Source organism: Sphingomonas sp. NFX23, assembly GCF_049887795.1.
In the GTDB taxonomy this organism is placed as follows: domain Bacteria; phylum Pseudomonadota; class Alphaproteobacteria; order Sphingomonadales; family Sphingomonadaceae; genus Sphingomonas.
The window spans coordinates 15,791-41,559 of the sequence record NZ_JAGEKH010000002.1; the positions used below are offsets into that span (position 1 = coordinate 15,791).

Here is a 25,769-nt window from a genome sequence, read left to right on the forward strand (position 1 = left end):
CTTCTGAAATCGTTCCCCGGCAGCGTATTGGTCACGCCGCCAGCGCTGGATCCGATGCCATGAGATCGACGCGCACGCCATCCTCGCCGAGCAGATTGCAAATCCGCTCGCCAGACGACAACGCGGTATCGCCCCACCACTCGGCCGCCGTCATCCCGTGGAGATAGCGCTCGGCACACCGCAACGCGATGATGCAGCGAAGCGTCATCCCCTCATGCTCCCGCTCGAACGCCATAACATGGTCGCGGCGCGGTCCGATGACGGCGATCGGCGCGTAGCTACCGTTCGAGAACAGCGCAGGATGCTTCCGCCGGAGATCCAGCAGATGCTTGATCGACCGCATCTTGGGTGCACCGCCAGCCCACGGCGTATCGCGCAGGAGAGCATAATCGACCGGCCGCCGGTTATCCGGATCGACTAGGCTCAAATCGGCGATCTCGGTACCCTGATACAGATCCGGCACGCCCGGCACGGTATAGCGCAATGCAACCTGCACGAGGCTGTTCTGGTCTGCGGCGGGGGCGATGCGATCGACGAATGCCGTCATGTCCTCAAGAAAGTCGGTCGACCGTTCGGGATCGAGTAACGCCCGCGCCAGATCGTGACAGCGGGTCTCGTACGCCTCGTCCGGCGCCTCCCAGGACGACCGGAGCTTGGCTTCGCGCAACGCCTTTTCCTGCCACGCGACGATTCGCTCTGCATACTCCGACAGAGCATCGGCGTCCGGCGCGCGAAGGTTCGTCGGCCAAGCGCCGAACAGCGTCTGGAGCAGCATATAGGCGTCGGCGGGATCGACGCCTTCCGCATACGGGGCAGCCTGTTCGAACCAATGCTCCGCAAGGGAACGCCAGAGATCGGGTATCTCGCTGAGCACCGCTAGCCGCGCGCGAACGTCCTCACCACGTTTGTGGTCGTGCGTCGCGGTGGCGAGCATCGCGGACGGCCAGTCGCGGGCACGCTCGATCATCGCGGCGTGGAACGCGTCGATATGAAGCGACATCCGCGCGGCGTCGAACCCGACATCGTTGCGCGAGAGCAGTCGGCCATAGCGGTAGAACGCGGTGTCCTCGACCGCCTTCGCCGCGATCGGCGCGGAGAGTTGCTGGAATTTGCGCGCCGCTTCGGCGGCGAGTGCGACGTCGCCTGGCCCCTCGCCTGCCAGCCAACCCAGGATCCGGTCCACGACCGCGCCTTCGCCGGGCGGGACGAACTCCGCAACCCGCTGGCGGACGGTATCGCGGATTCCGGCGTCAGCGAGCGGCGCAGATTCGCCCGTTCCGTAGGTCCGATACACTGGGAAGACCCAGAGCAACCGCTCGATCGCGCGGTGGAGCATGCCCCTCGTCACCCCGTCGCATTCAGGTGTCGAGCGGGCCAGCGCCACGAAAGCTTCGACGCAGCGGCGGTGCTGCGCATCGAACTGCCACGCGAGCAATTCCTGCCGCGCGCGCAGTTCCTCGGGCGCGAAGTCAGCGGAGCGGCCGCTTATGTGGGCCCAGAGTTCGGCTAGCGGTTCTGCGCCACCGGGCGCGTGGAGCAAGGCGGTGACCTGCTCCATGAAGTCGTACCCGCTGGTACCGTCGACGCCCCAGTCGGTGCTGAGTGGTTCACCGTCGGCGAGGATCTTCTCGATGACGAGATACGCCGGGCCGGGCGGCGCGTCGACGGGGCGCTCGATCGCGTCGAGCCTTGCGCGCAAGGTGCGGCAATAGCCGGCGGGGTCGGTCAGGCCGTCGACGTGATCGACGCGGACGCCGTCGATCAGGCCCTCGGCGTAAAGACGGAGATAGAGCGCATGCGTAGCCTCGAACACGACCGGGTCTTCGGCGCGGAGGCCGGCGAGGTCGTTGATCGTGAAGAACCGCCGCCAGTTGAGTTCGTCGTTCGCGACGCGCCACGAGGCGAGGCGGTAATGCTGGCGGTCGATGAGCGCGGCTATGTCGTCCGTCCCTGCGGTCGTTTGGTCCTCGTCGCGGATCGGGAGACGGTGTTCACCGTATGCTTCGAGGACGTAGCGGCCGTCGACCTGCTCGACCTTCAGCGCACCGCTGGCCAGCGTCTCGAAGAGCGGATCGCCGAGGATCGGGAGAACGAGCTTCTCGCGCCAGTCGATGTCGAAGTAGCGTGCGAATTCGCTGTCTTCCCCGTGCGTTAGAATGTGATTCCACCACGCGTTCTCACCGCCGGCGACGCCCATGTGGTTGGGGACGATGTCGATGATGACGCCCATGTTGAGGGCGCGGAGGGCTGCGACGAGGCTCCGGAAGGCATCCTCGCCGCCAAGTTCGGGGTTGATACGGGTCGGGTCGACGACGTCGTAGCCGTGGGTAGACCCGCTTGGCGCAGTGGTGATCGGCGAGGCGTAGAGGTGGCTGATCCCAAGGTCGTCGAGATAGGGCACCAGCGCTTCCGCGTCGGCGAAGGTGAAGTCCTTGTGGAACTGGAAGCGGTAGGTTGCGCGCGGCGTGGTGGGGGCGGTCATGCGGGTCTCGTGACGTTGAGCGTGTCGATGCGAGCGGCGACTTCGGGGCGGGCGAGCAGCGCCTCGGTCGTGTCGGGCATGCGGCGGCGCCAGTTGGGGTGCTCGTCGATCGTGCCGGGGAGGTTGGGTTGCTCGACCAACCCGGCGAGGTCTTCGATCGGGATAATGGCGAGCGCGCAGGGCGTGCTGGCGACATGCGCGATGGCGGCGTCGACGACAGGGTCAGTGTCTTCAGGGGTTGGCTGTTCGGTGCCGGTGTCGAATGCAGACCAGAGCGCGACGCGGTCCTTGGCGCGATCGGCAAGGTCCGTGGGCTTATCGACAGCGTCGGACTTGCGTCCGAGGTCCCACGTCCAGTCGATATCGCGGCCGCTCCACCAGCCTGCGGCGGTGGCAAGGTCGTGCGTACCGGTCATCGCCACCGCGTCGCGCGACCATTTGGTGGGCGGCACGAAGCCGTCGGCGTCGCGTTCGAACCACAACACCCGCATGCCGAGCATGGCGCGCGCGTCCATCGCCTCGCGGAAGCCATCGGGGACGGTGCCGAGGTCTTCGCCGATGACGATCGCCTTGGCACGCTGCGATTCCATCGCGACGATCCGCATCTGGTCTTCGAACGGCATGTCGAGGTACGCGCCCTCAGCGGCAGAAGCGTCTTCGGGAACGACCCAGAGGCGACGAAGGCCGAACGCGTGGTCGATGCGGATGCCACCGGCATGGGCGAGCGCAGCGCGGATGGTCGCGATGAAGGGGGCGAAGGCCGTGTCACGGAGCGCTTGCGGGTCGAAGCCAGTGATGCCCCAGCTTTGACCGTCCGGCCCCAGCGGGTCGGGTGGCGCGCCGATCGACAGGCCGGTGAGCAAGTCGCTGCGCCGGCTCCAGCCGTGGCTGCCGCCGGCGTCCATGCCGACGGCGAGATCGGCGATGAGGCCGATCGCCATGCCGGAGTCCTTGGCAGCCATCTGCGCGGCGTCGAGGTCGCGGCGGGCCAGCCATTGGAGGAAGATGTAGAACGTGACATCGTCCGCCTGCTCCGCGACGAAGCGGCGGACGGCGGGACTAGCGGGATCGTGATACTCGGCGGGCCATTGCTGCCAGCCGCGTGCGCGGGTGGTCGCGAAGAAGTGGGCGTGGAAGGCGTCGAACTCGGCATGGCGCTCGAGGTCGTCGCCGCCTTGACGCCTGAACGTTGTCAGCGTTTCCTTAATCTGTGGAAGCACTTGATCGAAGCTCTTGCGCAGTCGTGCGAGCTTTTCGGGGATCGCGGCGTGCCAGTCGATCAGTTCGGGGAGGTCGCGGCCGTCGGACTGTGCACCGAATGCAGCGGGATCGCCGTACAGGCCATTGAGGAATTGGCGGCTCGAGGGTGCGTAGGGGCCGTATCGGCCGGGGTCGGCGGGAAACAGCGCGTGCGTCGGGCTGATCGCGAGGGCATCGGCGCCGCGTTGGCCGAACGCGCGGGCGGCATCGGCTAGCGAAACGAAATCGCCGAACGCCTTCGGCGCATCGGTGCGGAGGCTCGGGATCTGGACGGCGGGCGCCCAGAGTTTACGTCCTGGTAGCGCGTCGGCGATCGTGTAGCAGCGGCGTGGTGCAACGAGAATGTCGATGACTTCGCCATTGATTTCAAGCTCGTGGTAGCCGCTTTTGCTTATCGGACTCAACTCGCCGTCATTGACTGTGACGGAGCGCATCGTACCGTCTTCGAACGTAAGTTCGGCTTTGCCCGATACCTTTGATTTCAGCCGGATCGGGTCTCCCACATCGATGGACAAGAAACGGACACCCTGCGCGTTTCGAGCTTCGATCGCGGCGAGGCTTTCGGCGATCTGCTTTTCACTTCCGGACGGATGGCCGAGACGATACAGGATCGCCTGTAACGCACCGTCGGCGACGGTCTGGCGACGACCTGCTGCGTCCTGCCATTCGGGTTGCAGGCCGGCGGCGACAGCGAGTGTTCGGAGGCTGCTCATCGATCCAGCCAGACTGCCACGCTGGCAGCCTCCCCCGGTTCGCCCTCGGCGAAGATCGGCGAAGCCTCTATTGCCGGAAAATCAACGACATCGTCGCCGAGGTTGAGCGCAATTGTCAGGATTGCGCCGTCACCCATTTTCCAGCGTGCAACGACCGCCCCCTCGCCGATCGCTTCGGCGCCGGTCGCGGTCGTGTCGCGCAGGCGGGGGATGATCTGCTCGTGGCGGATCTTGAGCAGGGTGCGGTACAGGTCCTGCCACTCGGCCGCATCGGCGCCGGGCCGTGCTCCCGATTGCAGGAAGGTTTCTTGCGCGTTGGGGTCGGGGATTGCCTCGCGTGCTTCGGGATCGGCGAAGGCGGCGAACTTGGCGAATTCCTTGCGGCGGCCTTCGCGCACCGCGTCGGCGAGTTCGTCGTGGAAGTCGGTGAAGAACAGGAACGGGCTTTCGCTGCCGTGGTCGTCGCCGATGAAGAGCAAGGGTATCTGCGGGCCGAGCAGGAGCAACGCGGTGGCGGCGCGGAGCTTCTTGCGGTCCGCGAGCAGCGTCAGGCGTTCGCCCATCGCGCGGTTGCCGATCTGGTCGTGGTTCTGGAGAAACGCGACGAACGCGGTCGGCGACAGGTGGGCGCTGGGCTTGCCGCGAGTCTTGCCGTCTTGGTTTGGCGACGCCTCTCCCTGATAGATGAAGCCTTCGCCGAGGCAGCGCGCGAGGCGTTCGGCGGGGCGGTCGGCGAAGTCGGCATAATAGGCGCTGGTCTCGCCGGTGAGCAGGACGTGCAGGACGTTGTGGAAGTCGTCGTTCCACTGCGCGTCGAACGCTGCCGGGTGGAGCCGGTCGGCATCGTTGCCTTCGTTCTCGAGGACGAGGTGGACGTGGCGGCCGGCGGTCTTCTCGCGCAGTTCGGCAGCCATCGCGTCGAGAAAGGCATCGTTCTCGATCGCGTGGACCGCATCGAACCGGAGGCCGTCGAACTTGTACTCGTTCAGCCACATCAGCGCGTTATCGACGAAATAGCGGTGGACCGGCGCCTGGTCGACCGCAACTGCGCCACCCCATGGGGTATCGACTTCGGGGTGAAAGAAGCCCTTCGCATAGGCGCCGAGGTAGTTTCCGTCGGGGCCGAAGTGATTGTAGACCACGTCGAGGAACACGGCGAGACCGAGTTCGTGGGCGCGGTCGACCAGCGCTTTCAGTTCGTCGGGGGTGCCGTAGCTTTCGGCCGGGGCGTAGGGCAGCACGCCGTCATAGCCCCAGTTGCGGGTGCCGCCGAACGCGTTGACGGGCATGAGTTCGATTCCCGTGATGCCGAGCGCGGCGATTGCCGGGAGGTGGTCCGCGACGTCTGCGAAGCCGCCGAGCGTGCCGACATGGACCTCCTGGATGACCATCTCTTCCCACGGTCGGCCGCGCCAGTCGGGGGTCCGCCACGTATAGGCTTCAGGACCGACGACGACGCTCCAGCCGTGCACGCCGCCGGATTGCGCGCGCGAGGCGGGATCGGGAACCGCGAGGTCATCGGTCAGGCGGAACCGGTACCGTGTCCCTGGCCCCACCGACGCCTTCGCGCTGAACCAGCCTTCCGGTTCGCGGGTCATGACAACCGCGTCGCCTTCAGCGACCTCGAGCGTTACCGCGTCGCGATCCGGCGCCCAGAGGCGGAAGTTCGTTCCGTCGGCGGCAAGCGTCGGCCCCCAAGTCACGCTGCTTCGATCGTCCAGGAGAGCAACGCCGCGCCCTGCGGGGGAAGCTCGTAGCTGTTCTTGATCGGGGTGGCGCCCTGCTCGGGCTTGCTGCTGTCGATCAGGACGGTGCGCTCCACCTCCTCGGGCGGCGGCATGTGGAAGGTCAGCGGCCCCTCTGACGCATTGAGCAACAGCGAGATCACCTGCACCTCGCCCGACTCACGCTCGCAGGCGCGGCGCATCACCAACGCGCGGCCGTTGGTGTTCTCCCAATCTGCGGACGTGAGTTGCTGGCCACGCTCGTCCCACCATTCGATGTCCTTGAGGCCCTCGGCGGGCGTGTCCTCGCCGTAGAGGAAGTTTCCGGCGCGGAGCATGGGATAGTCGCGGCGAAGCGCGATCAGGCGCGCGGTGAAGTCGATCAGTGCGTCGCCCTCGGGGGACTTGGCCTTGTTCCAGTCGAGCCAGCTGATCTCGTTGTCCTGGCAGTACGCGTTGTTGTTGCCGTTCTGCGTGCGGCCGAACTCGTCGCCCGCGACCAGCATTGGCGTCCCGAGCGACGCGAACAGCGTGGTCAGCATCGACCGCATCACGCGCGACCGGGTTTCGAGGATTGCGGGGTCTTCCGTCGGGCCTTCCACGCCCCAGTTGCGCGAGCAGTTGTTCGAGTGGCCGTCGTTATTGTCTTCGCCGTTCGCCTCGTTGTGACGCTCCTCGTAGGCAACCGTGTCGGCAAGCGTGTAGCCGTCATGCGCGCCGAGCAGGTTGACGCTTGCCCAGGGTCGGCGTGCGCGGCGATCGAACAGGTCGGCCGAGCCGGTCAGGCGCGCGGCGAGGTCGGCACGCTGCGCATGGTCACCGCGCCAGAATTTCCGCACGGTGTCGCGGTACTTGTCGTTCCACTCGGCGAAACCGGGGGGGAAGTTGCCGAGCTGGTATCCGCCCGGGCCGATGTCCCAGGGTTCGGTGATAAGCTTCAGCCTGCCGAGCACGGGATCCTGGCGGAGCACGTCGAAGAACCCTGCGCCGGGATCGAAGCCGGTGTCCGTCCGGCCCAGCGTCAGGCCGAGATCGAAGCGGAAGCCGTCGATGCCGAAGCTGGTCGCCCAGTAACGCAGCGAATCGGCGACCATCTGGATGACGCGGGCCTTGGTGAGGTTCAGCGTGTTGCCGGTGCCGGTGTCGTTGATCGAATAGCGCGGGTCGTCTTTGACGAGGCGGTAGTAGCTCGCGTTGTCGAGGCCGCGCCAGGACAGCGTCGGACCTTGCTCGGAGCCTTCGCAGGTGTGGTTATAGACAACGTCGAGGATCACCTCGATCCCGGCCGCGTGGAGGCGGCGGATGGAGCGGCGGAGTTCGTCGTGGCTGTCTGTCGCGAAGAACGAACGCTCGGGCGTGAAGAAGTTGAGGGTGTTGTAGCCCCAGTAGTTGCGCAAGCCCTTTTCCTGGAGGAAGCGGTCCTGGATGTAGGTGTGGATCGGCAGCAGCTCGATCGCGGTAACGCCAAGGCGCTTGAGGTGATCGATGACCTTGGGATTGCCGAGCGCTGCGAAGGTGCCGCGTTCGGAGGGCTGGACCTCCTCGAACAGCTTGGTCAGGCCCTTGGTGTGCGCCTCGTAGATCACCGTCTCGGACCAGGGCGTGTTCGGGCGCACGTCGCGCGACCAGTCGAAATGGCTGTCGGTCACGACGCCCTTCGGCATCGTCAGCGCGCTGTCGCGCTTATCGAAGCTCAGGTCCGCGCGCGGCGACTTCACCTGGTAGCCGTACATCGCGTCGGTCCAGCGGAGTTCGCCGATCATCTGCTTGGCGTACGGATCGAGCAGCAGCTTGTTGGGGTTGAAGCGGTGGCCTTCCTCGGGCGCGTATCGGCCATGTGCGCGATAGCCGTAGACGAGGCCCGGCTGCGCGTCGGGGAGGTAGCCGTGCCAGACTTCGTCGGTCCATTCGGGGAGCGGATAGCGCTTTAGTTCGCGGCGGCCGGTCTCGTCATAGACGCAGAGTTCGATCTTCTCGGCATTGGCGGAATAGACCGCGAAGTTGACGCCGAGGCCGTCGAAGGTCGCGCCGAGGGGATAGGCCGAGCCGGCGTCGAGCGTGTCGGGCAGTAGATGCAATGCGAGGACCCTTTTCGTGTCGTAATCATCGCTGCGGGCACGACTTTATCGCGGTGCAGCATTCCTTGCCGTGAAACCCGCCCGCCCGTTCCTATGTTCCGCAGGCAGCAGCGAGTTTTCGCGGCACTTTTCTACGTATCAAGGACATGCACATGCCTTACACCATCCGATCGATCGCCGCATGAGCGGGCCGAAACTGTTCGAGCCTCTTCAGGTCGGCAACCTGACGCTCGCGAACCGGATCGTGATCGCGCCGATGTGCCAGTATTCCGCGACCAACGGTTGCATGAACGACTGGCACCAGATCCACCTGGGCCAGCTCGCGCTGTCGGGTGCGGCGCTGCTGACGATCGAAGCGAGCGCGGTGCTGCCCGAGGGGCGGATCACGCATGGCGACGTCGGGCTGTACGACGACGCGACCGAGGCGGCGATGGCGGGCGTGATCGAGAGCGTGCGGCGCTGGTCCGACATGCCGATCGCAATCCAGTTGTCGCATGCCGGGCGCAAGGCGTCGTGCGAGGTGCCTTGGAAGGGTGGGCTGCAGATCGCGCCGGGCGAGCCGAACGGGTGGCAGACCGAGGGGCCCTCCACAGTGCCGTTCCTGCCGGAGGAGAATGCTCCGGTCGCGCTCGACGCCGAGGGTTTGGCGCGGGTCCGCGATGCGTTCGTGGCAGCGACGGTGCGTGCGGCGCGGCTCGGGATCGACGCGGTACAGTTGCATGCGGCGCATGGGTATCTGCTGCACGAGTTTCTGTCGCCGCTGTCGAACCGGCGCGAGGACGAGTATGGTGGCAGTCTCGAGAACCGGATGCGGTTCCCGCTCGAGGTGTTTGACGCGGTACGGGCTGCGTTTCCGGCCGAGCGCGCGGTGACGATGCGCGTGTCGGGGACAGACTGGGCCGAGGGCGGTTGGGATTCCGATCAGACAGTGGCGTTCGCGAAGGTTCTGGAGGCGCGCGGTTGCAGTGCCATCCACGTGTCGAGCGGTGGGATCACGCCCGCGCAGCAGATCCCGGTCGGGCCGAGCTATCAGGTGCCGCTCGCGCGGGCGGTGAAGCAGGCGGTGTCGATCCCGGTCGTCGCGGTCGGGCTGATCACCGATTTCGAGCAGGCCGAGGCGATCGTCGGGACGGGCGATGCGGACATGATCGCGCTAGCTCGGACGATCCTCTACGATCCGCGCTGGCCCTGGCATGCGGCGGCGCATCTTGGGGGTAAGGTGAAGGCGCCGAAGCAGTATCTCCGGTCGCAGCCGCGGCAGTTTAAGGACTTGTTCGAGGGGTAAGGCCCACTTTTGCAATCCTCCCCCACCAGGGGGAGGTGGCGCGGAGCGACGGAGGGGGAGGACACGGAACAAAGGTTTCGCCTGCCTCCCCCTCCGTCAGGCTGCGCCTGCCACCCCCCCTGGCGGGAGAGGATTTCTTATTTACGTTCTAGCGATGCCTGAGCGTTCACCCCGCGACGGTCATCACCGAGCCCGAATCCACCCGGATATCCGCACCGTTGATGAAGCTCGCCCGCTCCGAGCACAGGAACACGATCGCCGATGCGACCTCTTCCGACGTCCCGCGGCGCTTCAAGGTCATCCCCGGGCGCTCCTCCTCGAGGAACGTCTCGATCGCCTCGTCGAAGCTCACCCCCTTCTCGTCGGCACGCTTCTGCATCATCTTGTCGGTCATCGGCGTCGCGATGAACGCGGGCGAGACGGTGTTCACCAAGACGTTGTCGCAGCCGTAAGCCTTTGACAGCCCCTTCGACAGGCTCGAAATCCCCGCCTTCGACGCACAATAGGCGAGCTCGTCGACATAGGGCTGCACCGCATCCTCCGAACTCATCAGCACGATGCGGCCCCATTTGGCGGCGCGCATCGCCGGAATCGCCTCGCGGCACACCCGCACGGCGCCCATCAGGTTGATGTCGATCGTCGACTGCCAGCCGGCATCGTCAACGTCGAGGAAGTCGCCGGTCGCGCCGGTCACGCCCGCGCAGTTGACCAGGATGTCCGGCTCACCGAGCTGCTCGCGGACCTTCGCGAACAGCGCCTTCACGTCGTCGAGCTTGGTCAGATCCGCCTCGACCGCGATCACCTCGCCGTGCGCCTTCAGCTCTTCGACACTCGCGTCGAGGTCGCCGCCGGGCTGGTCGGTGATCGCGACGCGGACGCCTTCCTGGAGCAGCATCCGGGCGGTTTCCTTGCCCATGCCGCTGTCCGCGCCGGTGATGAGTGCGATCTTGCCCGTGATATCGAGGTTCATGCTGTCGTCCTTGCGTCAGTGAAAATTGTCATGCCCATTCGCGCGGACCGTCACTGTCGAGCGCGCGGTCGAGGTAGAAGGCCGCGCTGATCAGCGCCAAGTGGCTGAAGCCTTGCGGAAAATTGCCGAGGAAGCTGCCGTCCTGCGCGATCTCCTCGGCGAACAGGCCGAGATGGTTGCCGTGCGCGAGCAGCTTCTCGAAGTTCAGCCGCGCCTCATCAAGGCGCCCTGCCCGCGCGAGGCATTCGACGTACCAGAACGAGCAGGCGACGAACGTCCCTTCCTGCCCCGGCAAGCCGTCGTCGATCCGGTAGCGGTAGACCTGCCCGTCGTCGGACAGGTCCTCGCCGATCGCCTCCAGCGTCGCGAGCCACTTCGGATCGGTCGCGCCGACGAAGCGGACCAACGGCATCATCAGCAGCGCGCCGTCGACCGCCAAATCCTCTGGCGCATCGCCGATCGCGCGGACGAAGCGGCCGAGATCGTCGTTCCAGAAGTTCGCCCAGATATCGTCGTGGATCGCCGTCCGCGTCTCCGACCAGCGGACCAGCGGCGCGGGGAGCGAACGCTTCTGCGCCAGCCGCACCGCGCGGTCGACCGCGACCCAGCTCATCAGGCGTGAATGAAGATAATGCTTCTTCGGCCCGCGGACCTCCCAAATACCAGAATCCGGCGTGTCCCACGTCTCGCAGACCTGATCGACGATCCGGCCGATCGCGACCCAGGAGTCATGCGCGATCGGCTCGCCGTATTTGCTGCCGAGATAGGTCGCATCGAGCAGCGCGCCGTAGATGTCGTGCTGCGTCTGGTCCTTCGCCTCATTGCCGACGACGATCGGGGTCGCGCCCTCGAACCCGGCAAGGTCGAGCTTGCGTTCGTCGGCGATCTCGCCGCCGTCGAGCGCGTACATGACGCCGAGATGACCCTTCGAACACGCCTGCGCGCGGTCCATCGCCCAGTGGAGGAAGCCGACCGCCTCGCCCTGATAGCCGAGCCGGAGCAAGGCATAGACGATGAAGGATGAGTCGCGGACCCACGTCGCGCGGTAATCCCAGTTTCGCACGCCGCCATGCGCTTCCGGCAAGCCGAAGGTCGCGGCGGCGGCGATCGAGCCGTGCTTGCGCGAGGTGAGCAGCTTCAGTGCCATCGCCGAGCGCTCGACCGTCTCGCGCCAGCGGCCGCGGTAGCGCGACTTGCGGCTCCAGGTCCGCCAATAGTTTAGGTCCTTCTCGACGATCGCGTCGAGCGCTTCGGTGTCGAGTGAGACGTCGTCGGGGTTGCTGAGGATCAGCGAGACGGTGTCGCCTTCGGTCAGGTGTATCTCGGCGGTCAGATCGCAGTCGTCCGCGACCAACGTCGTGGCACCGTGAACCGCGAGCGCGAGGCCGCTCTCGTGGTCGAACCGACCGCGCGATACGTCCGCGCCCGACGTCGTGACGGAAGCCGTGCGGCCCATCACGCCATAGTCGAACCGCGGGGCGCAGCGGACGCGGACCGTCGCCGATCCGCGCGTGCAGGTCAGCCGCCGGACCAACCGCGACGGCGCGTCGTCCTTGTCGTTGCCGACCGGCATGAGGTCGACCAGATCGACGCTCGCCGCGTTCGCCATCCATCGGGTCAGCAGGATGTTGGTCTCGGGCAGGTACATCTGGACGATGTTCGCGTCGGGCAGGCCGGGCTCGATCGAGAAATGCCCGCCCGTGTCTCCGTCGAGCAGCCTCGCGAACACCGACGCGCTGTCGAGGCACGGCCAGCAGAGATAATCGATCGTGCCGGCCGTATCGACCAGCGCGATCGTCTCCAAATTACCGATCGCGCCGTGGTCCGCGATCGATATGCCAGGCTTATCCATTATCGCGGAAGCCGGGATACAGGCTCATGCCACCATCGATGGTGAGCGTCGATCCGACGATATAGTCCGCTGCGTCCGACACCAGGAACAGGGCCGCCCGGGCGACGTCCTCGGGGTCGCCGATCCGGCCATAGGGGATCAGTTCGAGCAGCTTGTCCTGGTCGGCGGTCGCGTCCTCGTTGATCTCGGTCGCGATCGCGCCGGGGGCGATGCCGTTCACGCGGATGCGGTCGCCGGCGATCTCCTGCGCGAGCGTGCGCATCAGCATCCCGCTGCCGCCCTTCGACGCGGCGTAATTGGCGTGGCCCGCCCAAGGGATCACCTCGTGCACCGAACTCATGAACAGGATCTTCCCGATCGAGCGGCTGAACCCGCGGTCGCCCTGCTTGCGGAACCGACGGACGGCCTCGCGCGAGACGAGGAACTGGCCGGTCAAATTGACGTCGATGACGCGCTTCCAGTCCTCCAGCGTCAGATCGGCATAGGCCGCATCCTTCTGCATGCCAGCGTTGGCGAAGACGATGTCGACGCCGCCGAAACGCTGGACCGTCTCGTCGAACAGCTTCAAAACCGCCGCCTCGTCCGACGTATCCGCTTCGCAGGCGAACGCCTCGCCGCCGGCCTGCTCGATCGCCTCGACCACCTCGCGCGCCTTGTCCGCGCTGCTGTTGTAGTTGACCGCGATCTTCGCGCCGGCCTTGGCAAAGGCGATGGCGGAGGCGCGGCCGAGACCGGAACTCGCGCCGGTAACGATCGCGGCCTGGCCTGTCAGGTCGATGTGCATGGCTGGTCTTTCGCTGGGGATTATCGCGGCTTAACGCGCGCCCTCCGGCATTTCTCCCTGCTCACGCCCTCCCCCCGCAATCTTGCTGATCTGCATTAAGTCACCGTTTCCGGTGCAACTCTTAGCCCGTCCCGCGCGCTGTGGGTCCTGAGAAGCTACGAGGACGGCACATGACCAAGACCATCGCCAAGGATACCGGCACGCCACCGCAGGGCGCCAAGTTCGAAACGCAGGTCGGCGAAGGCGGCGAACTCCACCAGATCGCCAGCGGCGATGGCGACGTGCTGACGACGCAGCAGGGAATCCCGGTATTCGACGACCAGAATTCGCTCAAGGTCGGTGAACGCGGGCCGACTCTGCTCGAGGATTTCCACTTCCGCGAGAAGATCTTCCACTTCGATCACGAGCGTATCCCCGAGCGCGTTGTCCACGCGCGCGGCTATGGCGCGCACGGCACGTTCACGCTGACCGAGAGCCTGGAAGAGTTCACCAGCGCCGGCATCCTGACCGAAGTCGGCGAGCAGACGCCGATGTTCCTTCGTTTCTCGACGGTCGCGGGCAACAAGGGCTCGGCCGATCTCGCACGCGACGTACGCGGCTTCGCGGTCAAGTTCTACACCAAGGAGGGTAACTGGGACGTCGTCGGGAACAACATCCCGGTGTTCTTCATCCAGGACGCGATCAAGTTCCCCGACCTGATCCATGCCGCCAAGCAGGAGCCCGACCGCGGCTTCCCGCAGGCGCAGACCGCGCATGACAATTTCTGGGACTTCATCAGCCTGACCCCGGAATCGATGCACATGGTCATGTGGATCATGTCCGACCGCACCATCCCGCGCGGCTTCCGCTTCGTCGAGGGTTTCGGCGTGCACACGTTCCGCCTCGTCAATGCCGAGGGCAAGGGCACTTACGTCAAGTTCCACTTCAAGCCGAAGCTGGGCCTTCAGTCGGTCGCGTGGAACGAGGCGGTCAAGATCAACGGCGCCGACCCCGACTTCCATCGTCGCGATCTTTGGGACTCGATCGACCAGGGCAATTTCCCCGAGTGGGACATGGGCGTCCAACTGTTCGACGACGAGTTCGCCGACAATTTCGAATTCGACGTGCTCGATGCGACCAAGGTCATTCCCGAGGAGCAGATCCCGGTCCGCATCATCGGCAGCTTCAAGCTCGATCGCCTGGTCGACAATTTCTTCGCCGAGACCGAGCAGGTCGCGTTCTGCACGCAGAACATCGTGCCAGGGATCGGCTTTACCAACGATCCGCTGCTGCAGGGCCGCAACTTCTCGTATCTCGATACGCAGCTGAAGCGCCTCGGCAGCCCCAACTTCACGCATATCCCGATCAACGCGCCGAAGATCCCGGTGAACAATTACCAGCAGGACGGCCACATGGCGATGCATGCCCGCAAGGGTCGTGCGAACTATGAACCGAACAGCTGGGCCGGCACGCCGCGCGAGAGCCCATCGAAGGGCTACAAGCATTTCCCGTCGCAGGAGACGGGGCGCAAGGCACAGGTGCGGTCTGCCACGTTTGCCGATCACTACAGCCAGGCGCGGCAGTTCTTCATCAGCCAGACCGCAATCGAGCAGAAGCACATCGGCGATGCGCTGACGTTCGAGCTGTCGAAGGTCGAGCGAGTCGATATCCGCGAACTGATGGTCGGGCATCTGCTCAACATCGACGAGAAGCTCGCGAAGACGGTCGCGACCGGTCTTGGGCTCAAGGCGATGCCGCCAAAGGCCAAGGCTGCGGTCGAGACGCGGACCGACCTGCCCGCTTCGGATGCCCTCAGCATCCTGAAGAACACCAGCGGCAGTTTCGAGGGTCGCAAGCTTGGCATTCTCGTCACCGACGGTGCTCCGGCAGCAATCGTGCAGGCCCTGGTCGACGGGATCGTTGCGGCGAAGGCCACGTACGAGATCATCGCACCGAAGGTTGCCGGCGCAACGCTCGACGACGGAACGCTCGCGGAGGGCAAGCAGAAGATCGATGGTGCGCCTTCGGTGCTCTACGATGCGGTCGCGATCGTCGTGTCGGCGGACGGGGCCAAGAAGCTCGGCAAGGACAAGACCGCCAAGGACTTCGTCAGCGACGCGTTCGGGCATGCCAAGTTCATCGGCTTCAACGCCGACGCGAAGCCGTTCCTCGAAAAGGCCGGCATCGAGGACGAGGACATGGACGACGGCGTGATCGCGCTGGGCGGCAAGGGCGATGTCGATGCGTTCCTCAAGACGCTCGGCAAGCTCCGCATCTGGGAGCGCGAACTGAACGTCGACCTCGACGCGCCGGCGTTTGAAAACCCCGAGGCGGCTTGATCTCTTCGTTCAAACCCGGGTCGTCGCCACCGTACGCGCAGCGTGCGGTGGCGATCGCCATTCCGGTAAAGAACGAAGACCAGTATCTGCTTGGCTGCCTCGACGCGCTGGATCGTGCCGCGGGGCGCTACGGCGGCAAGGTGGTCATCGTCGCGATGGCGAACGACTGCACCGACGGCACGATCGATATCCTGACGAACTGGCGGCCGACGCATGCGACGCTTGCATGGTCGGCCGTTTCGCTTCTGCCAGGCGCGCGTCATGCCGGATGGGCCCGGCGGCTAGCGCTCGACGCTGGTGTCGCGCTGCTTACGCGTCATACCGATCTGCTGCTGTCGACCGATGCGGACACGAACGTCTCCGCGGACTGGATCGTGCGGATCGCCGCGCATGTCTATGCGGGCAACGACGCCGTGGCGGGTCGCGCGCTGACGCTTCGGTCCGACCGTGCGAGCCTTGGCGCCGCGGCACGACGGCGGCTCGATCAGCTCGGGCGTTATCACACCGCTCTGGATTATCTCCGCGCGCGCGCCGAGACCGAAGCGCATGATCCCTGGCCCCGCCATTTCTATGAAGGCGGCGCGAGTATCGCGGTGACCCATGCGATGTACCGCCGGATCGGTGGCGCCCCTACCCCGCCCGTTGCCGAGGACCGCGCGCTGTTCGATCGGATCCGGGCGCATGGCGGGCAGGTTCGACACCCGCTAGACGTTCGCGTCTTCACCTCATGCAGGATTTCGGGCCGTGCGCCAGGCGGCATGGCGGACGCGGTCGCGCGGTGGATCGACCAGCCGGTCGACGCACCGCTGCACGAGACCTACGCGGTGACGGCGGCGCTAAACCCCGCCTCCGCGAACCCCGGCGACCAGCTCAGCTTCGCAACGTTGCCCGCTGCGATCCACGAGGCGCAGGCGCTCATCCGTCTAACGCGCGTCTTCCAGCCGCCAGAGGTCGAGCCGATACGCTTCGTGCCGATCGCTGCGAACGACCGTGACGCGGTCGCCGAGCGCAGCGTGCAGTTCGGCAACGGCATCGTCCCCGCTTTTGGGATAGTCGGTCTCGCCGATCCAGTGGACCAGCATCACATACCCGCCTGACGCTGCCGCCGAGCGGACGTACGCGGCCAGCCGGACGATGTCGGCGCTGTCCCAGTAATACACCACCTCCGACAGCAGGATCAGGTCGAACGTCCCTGCGGGAGCGTCTTCGGGAAGTCGGCGCTGCTCGATGCGGATATGCGGTTGGTCTGCACACCGCGCCCGTGCAGCCGCGACCGCGGTTTCCGACACGTCGAGCGCGAGCAACGCGTCGCAGCGTGCACCGAGCCGCGCGGTCAGGACGCCGTTCGCGCAACCGACCTCCAACGCGCTCTCGAACCGCTCCTTCGGCAACGCGGCCAAGGTCTCGTCATACTTCGCCGCCTCGTACGGACTGGTCTCGAACTCCCACGGGTCGCCCTTGTCCTTGTAGAGCGCCTCGAAATATTCGGGCTCGATCGAGTGTTCACGGCGCATCGCGGGTCTCCAGCAACAGGGTGTTCGGCCGGTCCATCAGCCGCATCATCGCGTCGGGCAGCCGGAAGTTCTCGCGCGCGCCTACGATCCGCCCGCCCCGCTGGCTGCGATGGTACGCCATCGCGCGACGCTGTCTGGGCCGACCGGATGCCGTGGCGATCGAGACCGTGCGGGCGCTACGCAGGCGCTCGGTCAGGTCGGGGACGGTCCAGCCCCAGACGAGATACTGCCAGAGACGGCAATGCGCGCGCCGTGCCACCGCCTCGGCGAGTGCGGCGGCGGCCTCGTGGTCGCAATGCGGTTCGCCGGACCATGTCACGGCGATCTGGCGGACACCGCGGGCTTTGCACCACGTGGCCAGTCGATCGACGCTGCGCACGAACAGCAGATCGCCCTTCGAAGCCGGCGACGCGTCGGGCCAATCGAGATAAAGCGCGTCCTGCTGACCACCCAAGGCCGTCAACGCCGCCCGCGCCTCACCGCGCCGTAGCCCCGCGATTCGCTTCCCCGTCCAGCCAGGCGCATCAGGATGCGATCCCGCGCCATCGGTCAGGAACGCGGTATGAACCCGGCCGCCTGCCGCGGTTACCGAGGCGATGAACGCGCCGCAGCCGAGCGTCTCGTCATCGGGATGCGGCGCCAGCACGAGCCAGGGCCCCTGCCCCGCCGCCGTCCTGGCCGACATCCGCCGTGCCCGCCGCGTGAAGTTGCTCCAGGCCTTGCCGCCCGGTGCTACCACCACCGATCGTCGCCCCAGCAATCATCCTCAAGCCACGCCGCCGCCGCCCGGTCGCGCGCCTGGTCCGGGACCGGCTGGCGCAGGTAGAGCCCCAGATCGCGCGTGATCCGGTCGATCCGGCTGGCCGCGAAGAACGACGCGGTGCCGACCGAGCGCGCCGCCGCCTCCATCGTCTTCAAGCCCGCCTCTTCGACCACGCCGCGTGTCATCAACACCAGCGGGATGGCGTCGCTCGCCTGCGCCTCGGCCAGATGCGCCGCCTGGCGCACCCACAAGCCTGCGCTCCGCGTCTCGGTCAGGCAGGCGGCAAACCGCGCGCGCTGGATCGGGTCCGCCCCCTTGCCGGTCGCGACGAGGTGATCGCGCAGATGCCGGACGAGTGCCTCGACCGCGCCGAGCTGGACCGCCGTGAACCGCCACGCGCCCGCGCTGAAGCGTGGCTCGCGTTCATAGTCGTTCGGCGCACCGATCACGCCTTCGCGACCGATCTCCATACCCGTGAAGTCGAACCGCCCACTGCACGTGCCTCGCATCCCGCGCACCTGCCATCCGGAATTGTCGGTCCGTGTAGTCTCGCCCGCGATCGGGACCAGCACGAGCTGCTTGTCGCCGTTCGCATCGCGCGCCGTCACCAGGATGCGATCGAGATGCCCGGCCCCGGTCGCAAAGCTCTTCGCACCGTCAAGCGTCCAGCGACTGTCGCCAGCAGCGTGGATCGCGAGTCCCGGCGCCGGTTCGGTATTCCAGACTCCGAAGACCTTGCGCGCCGCGAGATCCGCATCGAGCGCCTTGCGCTGCGCGTCGTTGCCGTAGGTCGCGACGAGCTGGACGGCATTCACATGCCCTTCGAACACGCGCCCAAGGCTGAGATCGGCGCCCCCGATCGCGCGCAGAACGTCGAGCAGCGCGTCGGTCTGCACGCCCGTGCCAAGCGTCTTGAACGCGGCCAGCGCGCCCGCGCCGTGGAGGTCGGCTATCCGCTCCGCCGGGAATGTCTCGTGCGAATTGTCCTGATCCCATGCCGCGGCGAGGTGCCGGACGGTCTCCAGGACGGTCCAGCCGGTTGGATATGTGGTCAGTGGCCGACTCCCCGTGAAACCCATGGCGGTACGCCAGCTTCGTCACACAGAACGCGGGACAGGCGCCAGCGTTGCGTATCGCCATCATGGAGCGCGGAACTAATTTACGCGTCCGACACCGCAGCCGAACCTTTGGTTAACGCTTGGCCGGCATACTCCCATCCAACGGAAAGGATCGGACTCGATGGCACGCAAACAGGATGTCTTCACGCTGCTCGGCAAGCGTATGCAGATCGACCAGCCGTCGCTTCGCGGGCGTCGTTGCGATAGCGACATGCCGCCGATCGCGGACCTGATCCGGCGGATCGACCGTGCGCTGCTGGAACGCCGCGCGGCCTGACCATTAGTCGTCCGCGCCGGCTGCCCCGATTGCGGAGGCATACATCTGTGCCGCCCGCTGTTCCCGCGGATCCTTGAACGCCCGCATAGGGTCGGGCGCATCGCCGGTCGCGCGCAACACGGCCCAAAGCGCGAACCGCCGCCCAGCATCCCGCTCGGTGCCGAACGCGATCGACACGCGCTCGCGACCGGCCTCCAGAGCCCCCGAGCTCAGCGTATCGATGTCGGTCGTGCCGAAGAAGTGGTGCGAAATAGCGTCTAGGTCCATGCCAACAGCCTAGCGGACCACCTGCTCTCCGCGCAATCTGATGCAACCGTACAGACGGCGTATCGCAACGGTTGCGATCCCGACGCTCTCCGCTTAGACGCCGTCCTCCCGGCTCGCCGGGTACAGGTTGGAAGAGTGTCCGAGTGGTTTAAGGAACTGGTCTTGAAAACCAGCGATGGGGTAACTCATCCGTGGGTTCGAATCCCACCTCTTCCGCCAAGGCGCGGTTAGCCGCGGATCAGTTCACTTTTCCCGGTGGAACGATTGGCAGGGGAAGCGGGGCAACCGGAACGCCTTCGTCGACAAGGGCCTTCGCCTCAGCAAGGCTCGCCTGACCGTGGATGGTCGCGTGTTTCTCTTCCCCGAGGTGCATCGCGCGGGCGCGGTCGGCGAAGGCGGTGCCGACCCATTCCGAGGACTCGAGCGCCTTTGCCTGCCGGGTGGCAAGCATCTTCATCGCGACCTTGACCGCGTCCGGGGTCGGTGGTGCCGCCTTGCTGTTGCTCTTTGCCGAGATCGCGGGCGCCATCACCGCCTTGGTGATCGTGCCATCGTCGCAAACCGGACAGCGGACATGGCCCGCCGAGCGTTGCTCTTCATAGGAGCCGCTCGATCCGAACCACGCCTCGAACACATGGCCGCCACCGCACTTCAAGTCGAATACGATCAACCGACGGTCGATACGGGAGGAATCGTCCGGCGGTGCGCAAGGACTGGCATACGCGACCGCACCTGCTTAATCCGAGCGAGATCGATCTCCGCGAACGCCAGCCCTGCGCCCTCACCCATGTCGAGCAGCACATCGCCCCATGGATCGATCACAAGCGAATGGCCGTGGGTTTCGCGTCCGTCCTCGTGAACGCCAGTCTGCGCCGATGCAACGACGAACGCGCCCGCTTCGATCGCCCGCGCGCGCAGGAGGATTTCCCAATGCGCTGCGCCAGTCGGTCGCGTGAACGCGGCTGGGACCGACAGGATAGTCGCGCCCGCATCGCTCAATGCGCGATAGAGGTCGGCAAACCGGAGATCGTAGCAGATCGACGTACCGAGCTTGCCCGCGGGCGTGTCGACGACCGTCGCCGTCTCGCCCGCGACATAGGCTGAGGATTCCCGCCAGCTCTCACCGGACGGGAGGTCGACGTCGAACAGATGAAGCTTGTCGTAGCGTGCGCGGATCGCGCCGCTCGGGTCGATCACGAACCCACGGTTAGCGAATTTACCGTCCGCGCGTCGTACCGCAAGCGATCCCAGGTGGACCCAAATGCCGGCCGATGCCGCACCGTCACGGACGGCCGCCAGCACCGGGTCATTATCCTCGGCGACGATCGAGTTGGCAGCGCGGGCCCGATCGCGATCGACCAGACCCGACATTTCGGGCGTAAACAGCATCTCCGCCCCCGCTTCCGCAGCCATCCCAATCGCTTCGACAAGCGTCGCGGCGTTGACGGCGGGATCGATCCCGCTCGTCATCTGGAGGACGCCGATCTTCGCCATCAGGCGAGCAGTGCGTCGAGGCCGCCCTTCGCATCGAGCGCGGCCAGATCGTCGGATCCGCCGATATGCTTACCGTCGATGAAGACCTGCGGCATGGTCATGCGACCGCCAGACCGCTCGACCATCTCGGCCTTTTTCGGGCCCCCCATCGTGACGTCGAACTGCTCGGGCTCGACCCCCTTCGATGCGAGGAGCTTCAGCGCGCGCGTGCAATACGGACAGAACGCCTTGGTGTAGATTTCGACTTTAGCCATGAAGCGGGAAATGTGGTCTCGGTTTGCCGTTGTCAATCGTCAGACGCCGGCAAGACCCGCGCCCAGCACAGGATCATGACCGATCGCGCGCCCGCCTTGAGCAGCGCGCGGGTGCACGCGTCGGCAGTCGCTCCGCTGGTGTAGACGTCGTCCACCAACGCGATCGCCCTGCCCCGCACGCGGCCCGGCGCCGTAACCGCGAACGCGCCCGACACCGCCTTTGCCCGCTGTCGTCCGCCGAGCCCGCGCAACAGGATCGTCCGCCTGGGCCGCGTCAGAACGGTGCGATCGTGCCCTACCCCCGACAGCTTCGCGATGGCGTCGGCGATCAGCGCTGCCTGGTTGAAGCCGCGCGACCATATTCGCCAGCGGTGCAGCGGCACTGGCACCAGCAAGTCGACCTCGTCCGGCAGCAAGCGCCGCATCTGTCGCGCCATGGTCTCCGCAAAGGCGATACGCCCGCCATATTTCAGGCGCAGCGCCAGCGTCCGCGCGATCGGACCGTACGCGACGGCCGCACGGACGCCGGCATGACGCGGCGGATCCTCGAGGCATGCCGCACACCGTGCGTCGTCACCGCGATCGAACGCGAAGGGTCGGTTGCAGCTGGCGCACCACGGCGGTCCCAGGAAGCGCAACCCTGTCCAGCAGATCGCGCAGAACCGGTGATCCTCGGCAACCGGGGTGCCGCAACCGGCGCACCGCGGCGGCAAGGCGATCCCGGCGATGAAGCGGAACGGGGCGAGTATCTTCATCCAGCCCCCCCATGAGTGCCAGCCCTTGTCGGAGGCACGCGACCACGGCACAAGCGAAGACGTGTCCGATATCGTTTCAGAAAACTCCGCCCCAGAAATCTTCGACCGCGCCGCGCGCCGTGTCCGCCGGGACCGCGCCGCGCCCGGCTATGCCGAGCACGACTTCCTGCGGGCCACGATGCTCGACGGAATCGCCGAACGGCTGGATGCAGTGACCCGCGACTTTACCGACATCCTCGATCTCGGCTGCTTCGACGGCGCCTTCGCCCCGCCGCCGGGCGCTCGCGTGGCACGCTGCGATGCGGGGTTCGCGTTCGCTGCCAAGCCGGGCGGCGTGCAAGCCGACGAGGATCGCCTCCCGTTCGCCAATGCGTCGTTCGATCTCGTCGTAAGCGCCGGCGTACTCGATCAGGTCAACGACCTGCCCGGCGCGCTAGCCTTGATCCGCCGCGTGCTGCGTCCTGACGGCCTGTTTCTCGGTGCATTCGTTGGTGCGGGGAGTTTGCCGGCACTTCGCAGTGCGCTGAGGTCCGCGGAAAGCGAACGGCCCGCCGCGCGTCTCCATCCGCAGATCGACGTGCGATCCGCCGGCGACCTGCTGATGCGTGCGGGATTTGCCCTACCCGTGGCCGATGTGGAGACGCTCGACGTCGGGTACCGCGATCTCGGCCGGCTGCTCGGCGACCTGCGCGGAATGGGGGCGGGTAACATCCTGGCCCAGCGCCAGCCTCTCGTGTCGGCGACGGTGGGACGGACCGCTGCGGCTTTCGCAAGCGCATCGGACGATCGTGGCCGGACCCACGAGACATTCCAGATCGTGTTCCTGACCGGCTGGTCGCCAGACCCGTCTCAGCCCAAGCCAGCGAGACGCGGCAGCGCGACTGCATCGCTCGGCGCGGCGCTCGGGCGCCACGGTCAAAGCGACGCCTAGACGATTAGGCCGTCGCCGTCGGCGCCCCGTGCCAGGATCATACCCATCGCGTCGAACAGCGAATCCATCGCGACCGGTTTGAAAATAACGTCGTCTGCACCCGCCGTCAGACAACGCTCCCGCAGATCTGGCGCGATATCAGCGGTCACGACGATGATCGGCACCTTGGCTTTGGCGTCGCCCCGAGCACGGATATGCTGGATCGCGGTGATGCCATCCATGCCCGGCATCCGCAGATCGACAAGGATCATCGCGAAGTCCTGCTCGTCGAGGATCTCAAGACCGCGTTCCGCACTTTCCGCCTCGACCATAGCGACGCCTGCGACGTCGAGCATATCCTTGACGACGCGGCGGTTCATCCGGTCGTCCTCGATGAACAAAACGTTCACCGCACCCCCCGCTTAACATAGATCAAAGGAGGATATATCGTGGCCATATGGCCGCCTCTACGCCTCATGCAGCATGCGATACAAGGTCGGGATTCACGCCGTCGGTCGATACCGATCCATCGAACATTCTCGCAATCAGCGCCCCCCCGCTCACCGGCTTCGCAACGACCCGCGTGATCCCCGTACCCAGCAGTTCCTCACGCTCATCCTCTGCGGCAACGGGCCACAGCAACGTCGTTTCGGCACCCGAAATATACGCCGCCTCGGCAACCCGCGACAGTCCGCCCAGCGCGTCGTCGCCGACACGCACCGTCGCATCGTCGATCAACACGCGTGCGATGTCGCCATCGGCAAGACGCGTGACCGCTTCGTCGACCGAGGCTGCGAAGGTGATCGGGCCGCCGTGCGGTGCAAGCAACGTCCTGAACATGCTGCGCGTGATCGGGTTGCGATCGACGATCAGCGTACCCGGTCGCGTATCCGTCTCAACGATATCGACCGCCTTCGAGTCGGCACGGACCAACGGCAGGACCAGCGTGAAGGTCGCCCCCTGCCCCACGATGCTGCTGACGGACACGTCACCGCCCATGGCGCGCGCCAGATTGCGACAGATGGACAGTCCCAAACCAGTACCACCGAATTGCCGTGTCGTCCCGGCATCGGCTTGGCGGAACGATTCGAAGATTTCCTCGATCTTGTCGGCGGGAATACCGATACCGGAATCGGTGACGCCAACACGCAACCGGTCGTCGTCGCCAACCTGGATGCTCAGCGCGACATGGCCCGTCTTGGTGAACTTCAGCGCGTTCGACAGGAGATTGAAGACGATCTGCCGAACCCGTGCGGCGTCGCCCATGATCATTGCAGGGCAACCGCCGACATCGACGGTGAAGGAGAGGCCTTTCGCGCGCGCCTGCTCTTCCCACATCCGCGCCGCGTCCTTCACTGTCGCGCAGACGTCGAACGCAGCAGCCTCGATCGTCAGGTTGCCGGTTTCCATCTTGGCGATGTCGAGGATGTCGTTGACGAGCGCCCGCATCGTGATCCCGGCGCCATGTACCACGCCAAGCCGGTCGCGCATGTCCGCCGGAAGCGTCGGGTCCGCCAGCATCACCTGAGTCATGCCCAGAATACCGTTCAGCGGCGTCCGGATCTCGTGACTGGTCGTGGCCAGGAACTCGGTCTTCGCGGCCAGTGCCTTGCCCAATGCGCTGTTCGTCGTCGCAAGGTCGTCGTTGGCAGCACGTACCTGATCCCGGCTGCGACGGATCGTAACCAGCCCGATCGCCAGCAGAACGATAACGACCGCGACCGCAGCCCCCGTCGCGATAAAGATATTCCGCTGGGTCCGCGCCTGTGTGCGCTCGAACGCAATGCTGCGCTGCAATTCGCTGGCCTTGAGTTGGCTGATCCGTAACTCCTGATTGGCGAAATCGAATCGCGCCGCCATCAGCGCGGTCTTCGTGTCGGTGGCGAGCTTGGTGCCAGCGTCGTCGAGGCGCTTGAGAGCTTGCAGATGCACCAGCGCCGAAGTGGTGTCGCCCGTTGCCGTGAAGACATTGTACGCGGTCTGATGAAAATCGCGGTACGAAATGCCCGTGGTTTTCGGATCGATCCCGACCAGCGCACTTTCGATCAATCGATTAGCGCGCGGCAGGTCACCGTGTTGCAACGCCGCCTGCGCTGCCGTTGCCGTCAGGCGCCCTGCGAGACTCGGGTCACTGGGATCGGCCATCGCCCGCCCGTTCGCGATAGCCCGGTCCGCCAGCGTCAGGTTACCAAGTTCGAGCTGCACGCGCGCGATGTTCATATAGATCAGCTCGAGCAGGTTCCTGCTGTTAAGCTGCTTCGCGAGATCGAGCGCGTTCTTGAACTGCTCCGCGGCCTTCTTGTATTGTTTGTCCTCGGCGAACACCAAGGCACGGTTGTTGTAAACGGAGACGGCGATATTCACGTCCCCCCGATAGATATCGAGCGCCTGCTGATAATAGCGATCGGACGTCTCGGGGTCCTTAGCCTGCGTATAGAGCAACGCGATAAAGACCAGCGCCCGCGACTGCCCCCGAGCATCGCCAAGCTTTCGGTAGATACCGAATGCCAGTTGATAGTCGATAAGCGCATTGCCGACATGGCCCTGATAGCTGTCGAGCCACCCCATCGATATGAGCAGGTCGGCATGAAGCTTCGACTTTGGCTGATACCGTTTCACCGCCGCAAGTGCCCCCCGGATAAGCACATCCGCCTTGTCGGGGGTATTGATCCGGAGATACGCCTCGCCTTGGAGCCATTGTGCGGTGGCGATCGCAATGCCGCGAGCTTTCTCGTCGGCGATTTGTGCACCAAGGCGTTCGGCGACGATCGCTTTGGGCAACGCCTTGGCCGGATCGACCAGCATCGTCGCATTGGCATCCGCAACCGTCGTCTCGTATCGGTCGGCAGCAACGTCCTCTGCCTGGACGATAGCCGGTTGCGCCGACACGGCCGGGCCGATGAATGTCAGGGCTACGGCGGCGGCCGCTACGATCCAGCGCTGCGCCATTG

The 25,769-nt window shown here is 65.8% G+C and carries 21 protein-coding genes, 1 tRNA gene and 1 pseudogene; 6 read left to right on the top strand and 17 right to left on the bottom strand.

Annotation, left to right across the window (positions count from 1 at the left end; all coding sequences use genetic code 11):
* Positions 1-31: 31 nt before the first annotated feature.
* The 4 genes from treY to glgX are packed head-to-tail and all read right to left on the bottom strand — an operon-like array spanning position 32 to position 8,257.
* Entirely contained in the window at positions 32-2,482 is a 2,451-nt protein-coding gene (treY, locus tag J4O76_RS03880) for a malto-oligosyltrehalose synthase (RefSeq protein ID WP_426280415.1), read from the bottom strand.
* Positions 2,479-4,455 carry a 4-alpha-glucanotransferase gene (gene malQ, locus J4O76_RS03885; RefSeq protein WP_426280416.1) on the bottom strand — a complete coding sequence of 659 codons (1,977 nt, stop codon included), beginning with the start codon at positions 4,453-4,455 and terminating at the stop codon, positions 2,479-2,481. Before malQ ends, treY begins: the two co-directional genes overlap by 4 nt.
* Entirely contained in the window at positions 4,452-6,158 is a 1,707-nt protein-coding gene (gene treZ / locus J4O76_RS03890; protein WP_426280417.1) for a malto-oligosyltrehalose trehalohydrolase, read from the bottom strand. Before treZ ends, malQ begins: the two co-directional genes overlap by 4 nt.
* Positions 6,155-8,257, bottom strand: a complete 2,103-nt coding sequence (gene glgX, locus J4O76_RS03895; RefSeq protein ID WP_426280418.1) for a glycogen debranching protein GlgX — start codon at positions 8,255-8,257, stop codon at positions 6,155-6,157. Before glgX ends, treZ begins: the two co-directional genes overlap by 4 nt.
* Positions 8,258-8,438: 181 nt before the next feature.
* On the opposite strand from glgX, the gene J4O76_RS03900 reads away from it, so the two are divergent.
* Positions 8,439-9,542, top strand: a complete 1,104-nt coding sequence (locus tag J4O76_RS03900) for an NADH:flavin oxidoreductase/NADH oxidase (protein ID WP_426280419.1) — start codon at positions 8,439-8,441, stop codon at positions 9,540-9,542.
* 166 nt (positions 9,543-9,708) lie between these two features.
* Here the strand turns inward: J4O76_RS03900 and J4O76_RS03905 are convergent, their stop codons facing one another.
* Genes J4O76_RS03905 through J4O76_RS03915 form a run of 3 tightly spaced genes read right to left on the bottom strand, consistent with a single transcriptional unit; the run spans position 9,709 to position 13,148 of the window.
* Positions 9,709-10,512 carry an SDR family NAD(P)-dependent oxidoreductase gene (locus J4O76_RS03905; RefSeq protein ID WP_426280420.1) on the bottom strand — a complete coding sequence of 268 codons (804 nt, stop codon included), beginning with the start codon at positions 10,510-10,512 and terminating at the stop codon, positions 9,709-9,711.
* A 28-nt stretch (positions 10,513-10,540) separates the two neighbouring features.
* Positions 10,541-12,364, bottom strand: a complete 1,824-nt coding sequence (locus J4O76_RS03910) for a glycoside hydrolase family 15 protein (protein ID WP_426280421.1) — start codon at positions 12,362-12,364, stop codon at positions 10,541-10,543.
* Positions 12,357-13,148 (bottom strand): glucose 1-dehydrogenase, encoded by a 792-nt coding sequence (locus J4O76_RS03915; RefSeq protein WP_426280422.1) that lies wholly within the window; start codon positions 13,146-13,148, stop codon positions 12,357-12,359. Before J4O76_RS03915 ends, J4O76_RS03910 begins: the two co-directional genes overlap by 8 nt.
* A gap of 170 nt (positions 13,149-13,318) precedes the next feature.
* Here J4O76_RS03915 and J4O76_RS03920 point away from each other — a divergent pair, with 170 nt between their 5' ends.
* Both J4O76_RS03920 and J4O76_RS03925 read left to right on the top strand, forming a co-directional pair.
* The gene (locus tag J4O76_RS03920; protein ID WP_426280423.1) at positions 13,319-15,466 is read left to right on the top strand and encodes a catalase; all 2,148 of its coding nucleotides are present in this window, start codon (positions 13,319-13,321) and stop codon (positions 15,464-15,466) included.
* A 47-nt stretch (positions 15,467-15,513) separates the two neighbouring features.
* A pseudogene (locus J4O76_RS03925) lies at positions 15,514-15,879 on the top strand (glycosyltransferase); the annotation flags it as partial.
* Positions 15,880-16,389: 510 nt separating this feature from the next.
* Here the strand turns inward: J4O76_RS03925 and J4O76_RS03930 are convergent.
* The 3 genes from J4O76_RS03930 to J4O76_RS03940 are packed head-to-tail and all read right to left on the bottom strand — an operon-like array spanning position 16,390 to position 18,822.
* Positions 16,390-16,980: an SAM-dependent methyltransferase gene (locus J4O76_RS03930; protein WP_426280424.1), complete on the bottom strand. Its 591-nt coding sequence runs from the start codon at positions 16,978-16,980 to the stop codon at positions 16,390-16,392.
* Positions 16,970-17,722: a PIG-L deacetylase family protein gene (locus J4O76_RS03935; protein ID WP_426280425.1), complete on the bottom strand. Its 753-nt coding sequence runs from the start codon at positions 17,720-17,722 to the stop codon at positions 16,970-16,972. Before J4O76_RS03935 ends, J4O76_RS03930 begins: the two co-directional genes overlap by 11 nt.
* Positions 17,713-18,822: an acyl-CoA dehydrogenase gene (locus J4O76_RS03940; protein WP_426280426.1), complete on the bottom strand. Its 1,110-nt coding sequence runs from the start codon at positions 18,820-18,822 to the stop codon at positions 17,713-17,715. The genes J4O76_RS03935 and J4O76_RS03940 overlap by 10 nt, the downstream gene beginning before the upstream one ends.
* Positions 18,823-18,982: 160 nt before the next feature.
* Between J4O76_RS03940 and J4O76_RS03945 the strand changes: the two genes are divergently transcribed.
* Positions 18,983-19,138 carry a hypothetical protein gene (locus J4O76_RS03945; protein ID WP_168711596.1) on the top strand — a complete coding sequence of 52 codons (156 nt, stop codon included), beginning with the start codon at positions 18,983-18,985 and terminating at the stop codon, positions 19,136-19,138.
* 3 nt (positions 19,139-19,141) lie between these two features.
* Here the strand turns inward: J4O76_RS03945 and J4O76_RS03950 are convergent, their stop codons facing one another.
* Positions 19,142-19,405 carry a hypothetical protein gene (locus tag J4O76_RS03950; protein WP_136189876.1) on the bottom strand — a complete coding sequence of 88 codons (264 nt, stop codon included), beginning with the start codon at positions 19,403-19,405 and terminating at the stop codon, positions 19,142-19,144.
* A 129-nt stretch (positions 19,406-19,534) separates the two neighbouring features.
* Between J4O76_RS03950 and J4O76_RS03955 the strand changes: the two genes are divergently transcribed.
* Positions 19,535-19,624: transfer RNA gene (locus J4O76_RS03955), tRNA-Ser, on the top strand.
* Between the two features lie 19 nt (positions 19,625-19,643).
* Here J4O76_RS03955 and J4O76_RS03960 read toward each other — a convergent pair.
* From J4O76_RS03960 to J4O76_RS03975, 4 genes are read right to left on the bottom strand one after another with little or no spacing between them, the layout of a single operon-like run.
* Positions 19,644-20,075, bottom strand: coding sequence for a DUF1178 family protein (locus J4O76_RS03960; protein WP_426280427.1), 432 nt, complete (start codon positions 20,073-20,075; stop codon positions 19,644-19,646).
* Entirely contained in the window at positions 20,072-20,899 is an 828-nt protein-coding gene (locus J4O76_RS03965; RefSeq protein WP_426280428.1) for a carbon-nitrogen hydrolase family protein, read from the bottom strand. The genes J4O76_RS03960 and J4O76_RS03965 overlap by 4 nt, the downstream gene beginning before the upstream one ends.
* A complete protein-coding gene (grxC, locus tag J4O76_RS03970) occupies positions 20,899-21,153 on the bottom strand; it encodes a glutaredoxin 3 (RefSeq protein ID WP_056063132.1) in 255 nt (84 codons plus the stop codon). The genes J4O76_RS03965 and grxC overlap by 1 nt, the downstream gene beginning before the upstream one ends.
* Before the next feature lie 32 nt (positions 21,154-21,185).
* Entirely contained in the window at positions 21,186-21,908 is a 723-nt protein-coding gene (locus J4O76_RS03975; RefSeq protein WP_426280429.1) for a ComF family protein, read from the bottom strand.
* A gap of 70 nt (positions 21,909-21,978) precedes the next feature.
* Between J4O76_RS03975 and J4O76_RS03980 the strand changes: the two genes are divergently transcribed.
* Entirely contained in the window at positions 21,979-22,839 is an 861-nt protein-coding gene (locus tag J4O76_RS03980; protein ID WP_426281096.1) for a class I SAM-dependent methyltransferase, read from the top strand.
* Here J4O76_RS03980 and J4O76_RS03985 read toward each other — a convergent pair.
* Both J4O76_RS03985 and J4O76_RS03990 read right to left on the bottom strand, forming a co-directional pair.
* Positions 22,836-23,228 carry a response regulator gene (locus tag J4O76_RS03985; RefSeq protein WP_426280430.1) on the bottom strand — a complete coding sequence of 131 codons (393 nt, stop codon included), beginning with the start codon at positions 23,226-23,228 and terminating at the stop codon, positions 22,836-22,838. The two genes, J4O76_RS03980 and J4O76_RS03985, sit on opposite strands and share 4 nt — an antisense overlap.
* Before the next feature lie 64 nt (positions 23,229-23,292).
* Positions 23,293-25,767 carry an ATP-binding protein gene (locus J4O76_RS03990; RefSeq protein WP_426280431.1) on the bottom strand — a complete coding sequence of 825 codons (2,475 nt, stop codon included), beginning with the start codon at positions 25,765-25,767 and terminating at the stop codon, positions 23,293-23,295.
* Between the last annotated feature and the right edge of the window lie 2 nt (positions 25,768-25,769).

Excerpts from the sequence above, each read along its gene's own strand:
- treY (WP_426280415.1), bottom strand. The coding sequence starts at position 2,482 with ATGACCGCCCCCACCACGCCGCGCGCAACCTACCGCTTCCAGTTCCAC.
- malQ (WP_426280416.1), bottom strand. The coding sequence starts at position 4,455 with ATGAGCAGCCTCCGAACACTCGCTGTCGCCGCCGGCCTGCAACCCGAA.
- J4O76_RS03900 (WP_426280419.1), top strand. The coding sequence starts at position 8,439 with ATGAGCGGGCCGAAACTGTTCGAGCCTCTTCAGGTCGGCAACCTGACG.
- J4O76_RS03905 (WP_426280420.1), bottom strand. The coding sequence starts at position 10,512 with ATGAACCTCGATATCACGGGCAAGATCGCACTCATCACCGGCGCGGAC.
- J4O76_RS03910 (WP_426280421.1), bottom strand. The coding sequence starts at position 12,364 with ATGGATAAGCCTGGCATATCGATCGCGGACCACGGCGCGATCGGTAAT.
- J4O76_RS03915 (WP_426280422.1), bottom strand. The coding sequence starts at position 13,148 with ATGCACATCGACCTGACAGGCCAGGCCGCGATCGTTACCGGCGCGAGT.
- J4O76_RS03920 (WP_426280423.1), top strand. The coding sequence starts at position 13,319 with ATGACCAAGACCATCGCCAAGGATACCGGCACGCCACCGCAGGGCGCC.
- J4O76_RS03930 (WP_426280424.1), bottom strand. The coding sequence starts at position 16,980 with ATGCGCCGTGAACACTCGATCGAGCCCGAATATTTCGAGGCGCTCTAC.
- J4O76_RS03940 (WP_426280426.1), bottom strand. The coding sequence starts at position 18,822 with ATGGGTTTCACGGGGAGTCGGCCACTGACCACATATCCAACCGGCTGG.
- J4O76_RS03945 (WP_168711596.1), top strand. The coding sequence starts at position 18,983 with ATGGCACGCAAACAGGATGTCTTCACGCTGCTCGGCAAGCGTATGCAG.
- J4O76_RS03950 (WP_136189876.1), bottom strand. The coding sequence starts at position 19,405 with ATGGACCTAGACGCTATTTCGCACCACTTCTTCGGCACGACCGACATC.
- J4O76_RS03965 (WP_426280428.1), bottom strand. The coding sequence starts at position 20,899 with ATGGCGAAGATCGGCGTCCTCCAGATGACGAGCGGGATCGATCCCGCC.
- grxC (WP_056063132.1), bottom strand. The coding sequence starts at position 21,153 with ATGGCTAAAGTCGAAATCTACACCAAGGCGTTCTGTCCGTATTGCACG.
- J4O76_RS03975 (WP_426280429.1), bottom strand. The coding sequence starts at position 21,908 with ATGAAGATACTCGCCCCGTTCCGCTTCATCGCCGGGATCGCCTTGCCG.
- J4O76_RS03990 (WP_426280431.1), bottom strand. The coding sequence starts at position 25,767 with ATGGCGCAGCGCTGGATCGTAGCGGCCGCCGCCGTAGCCCTGACATTC.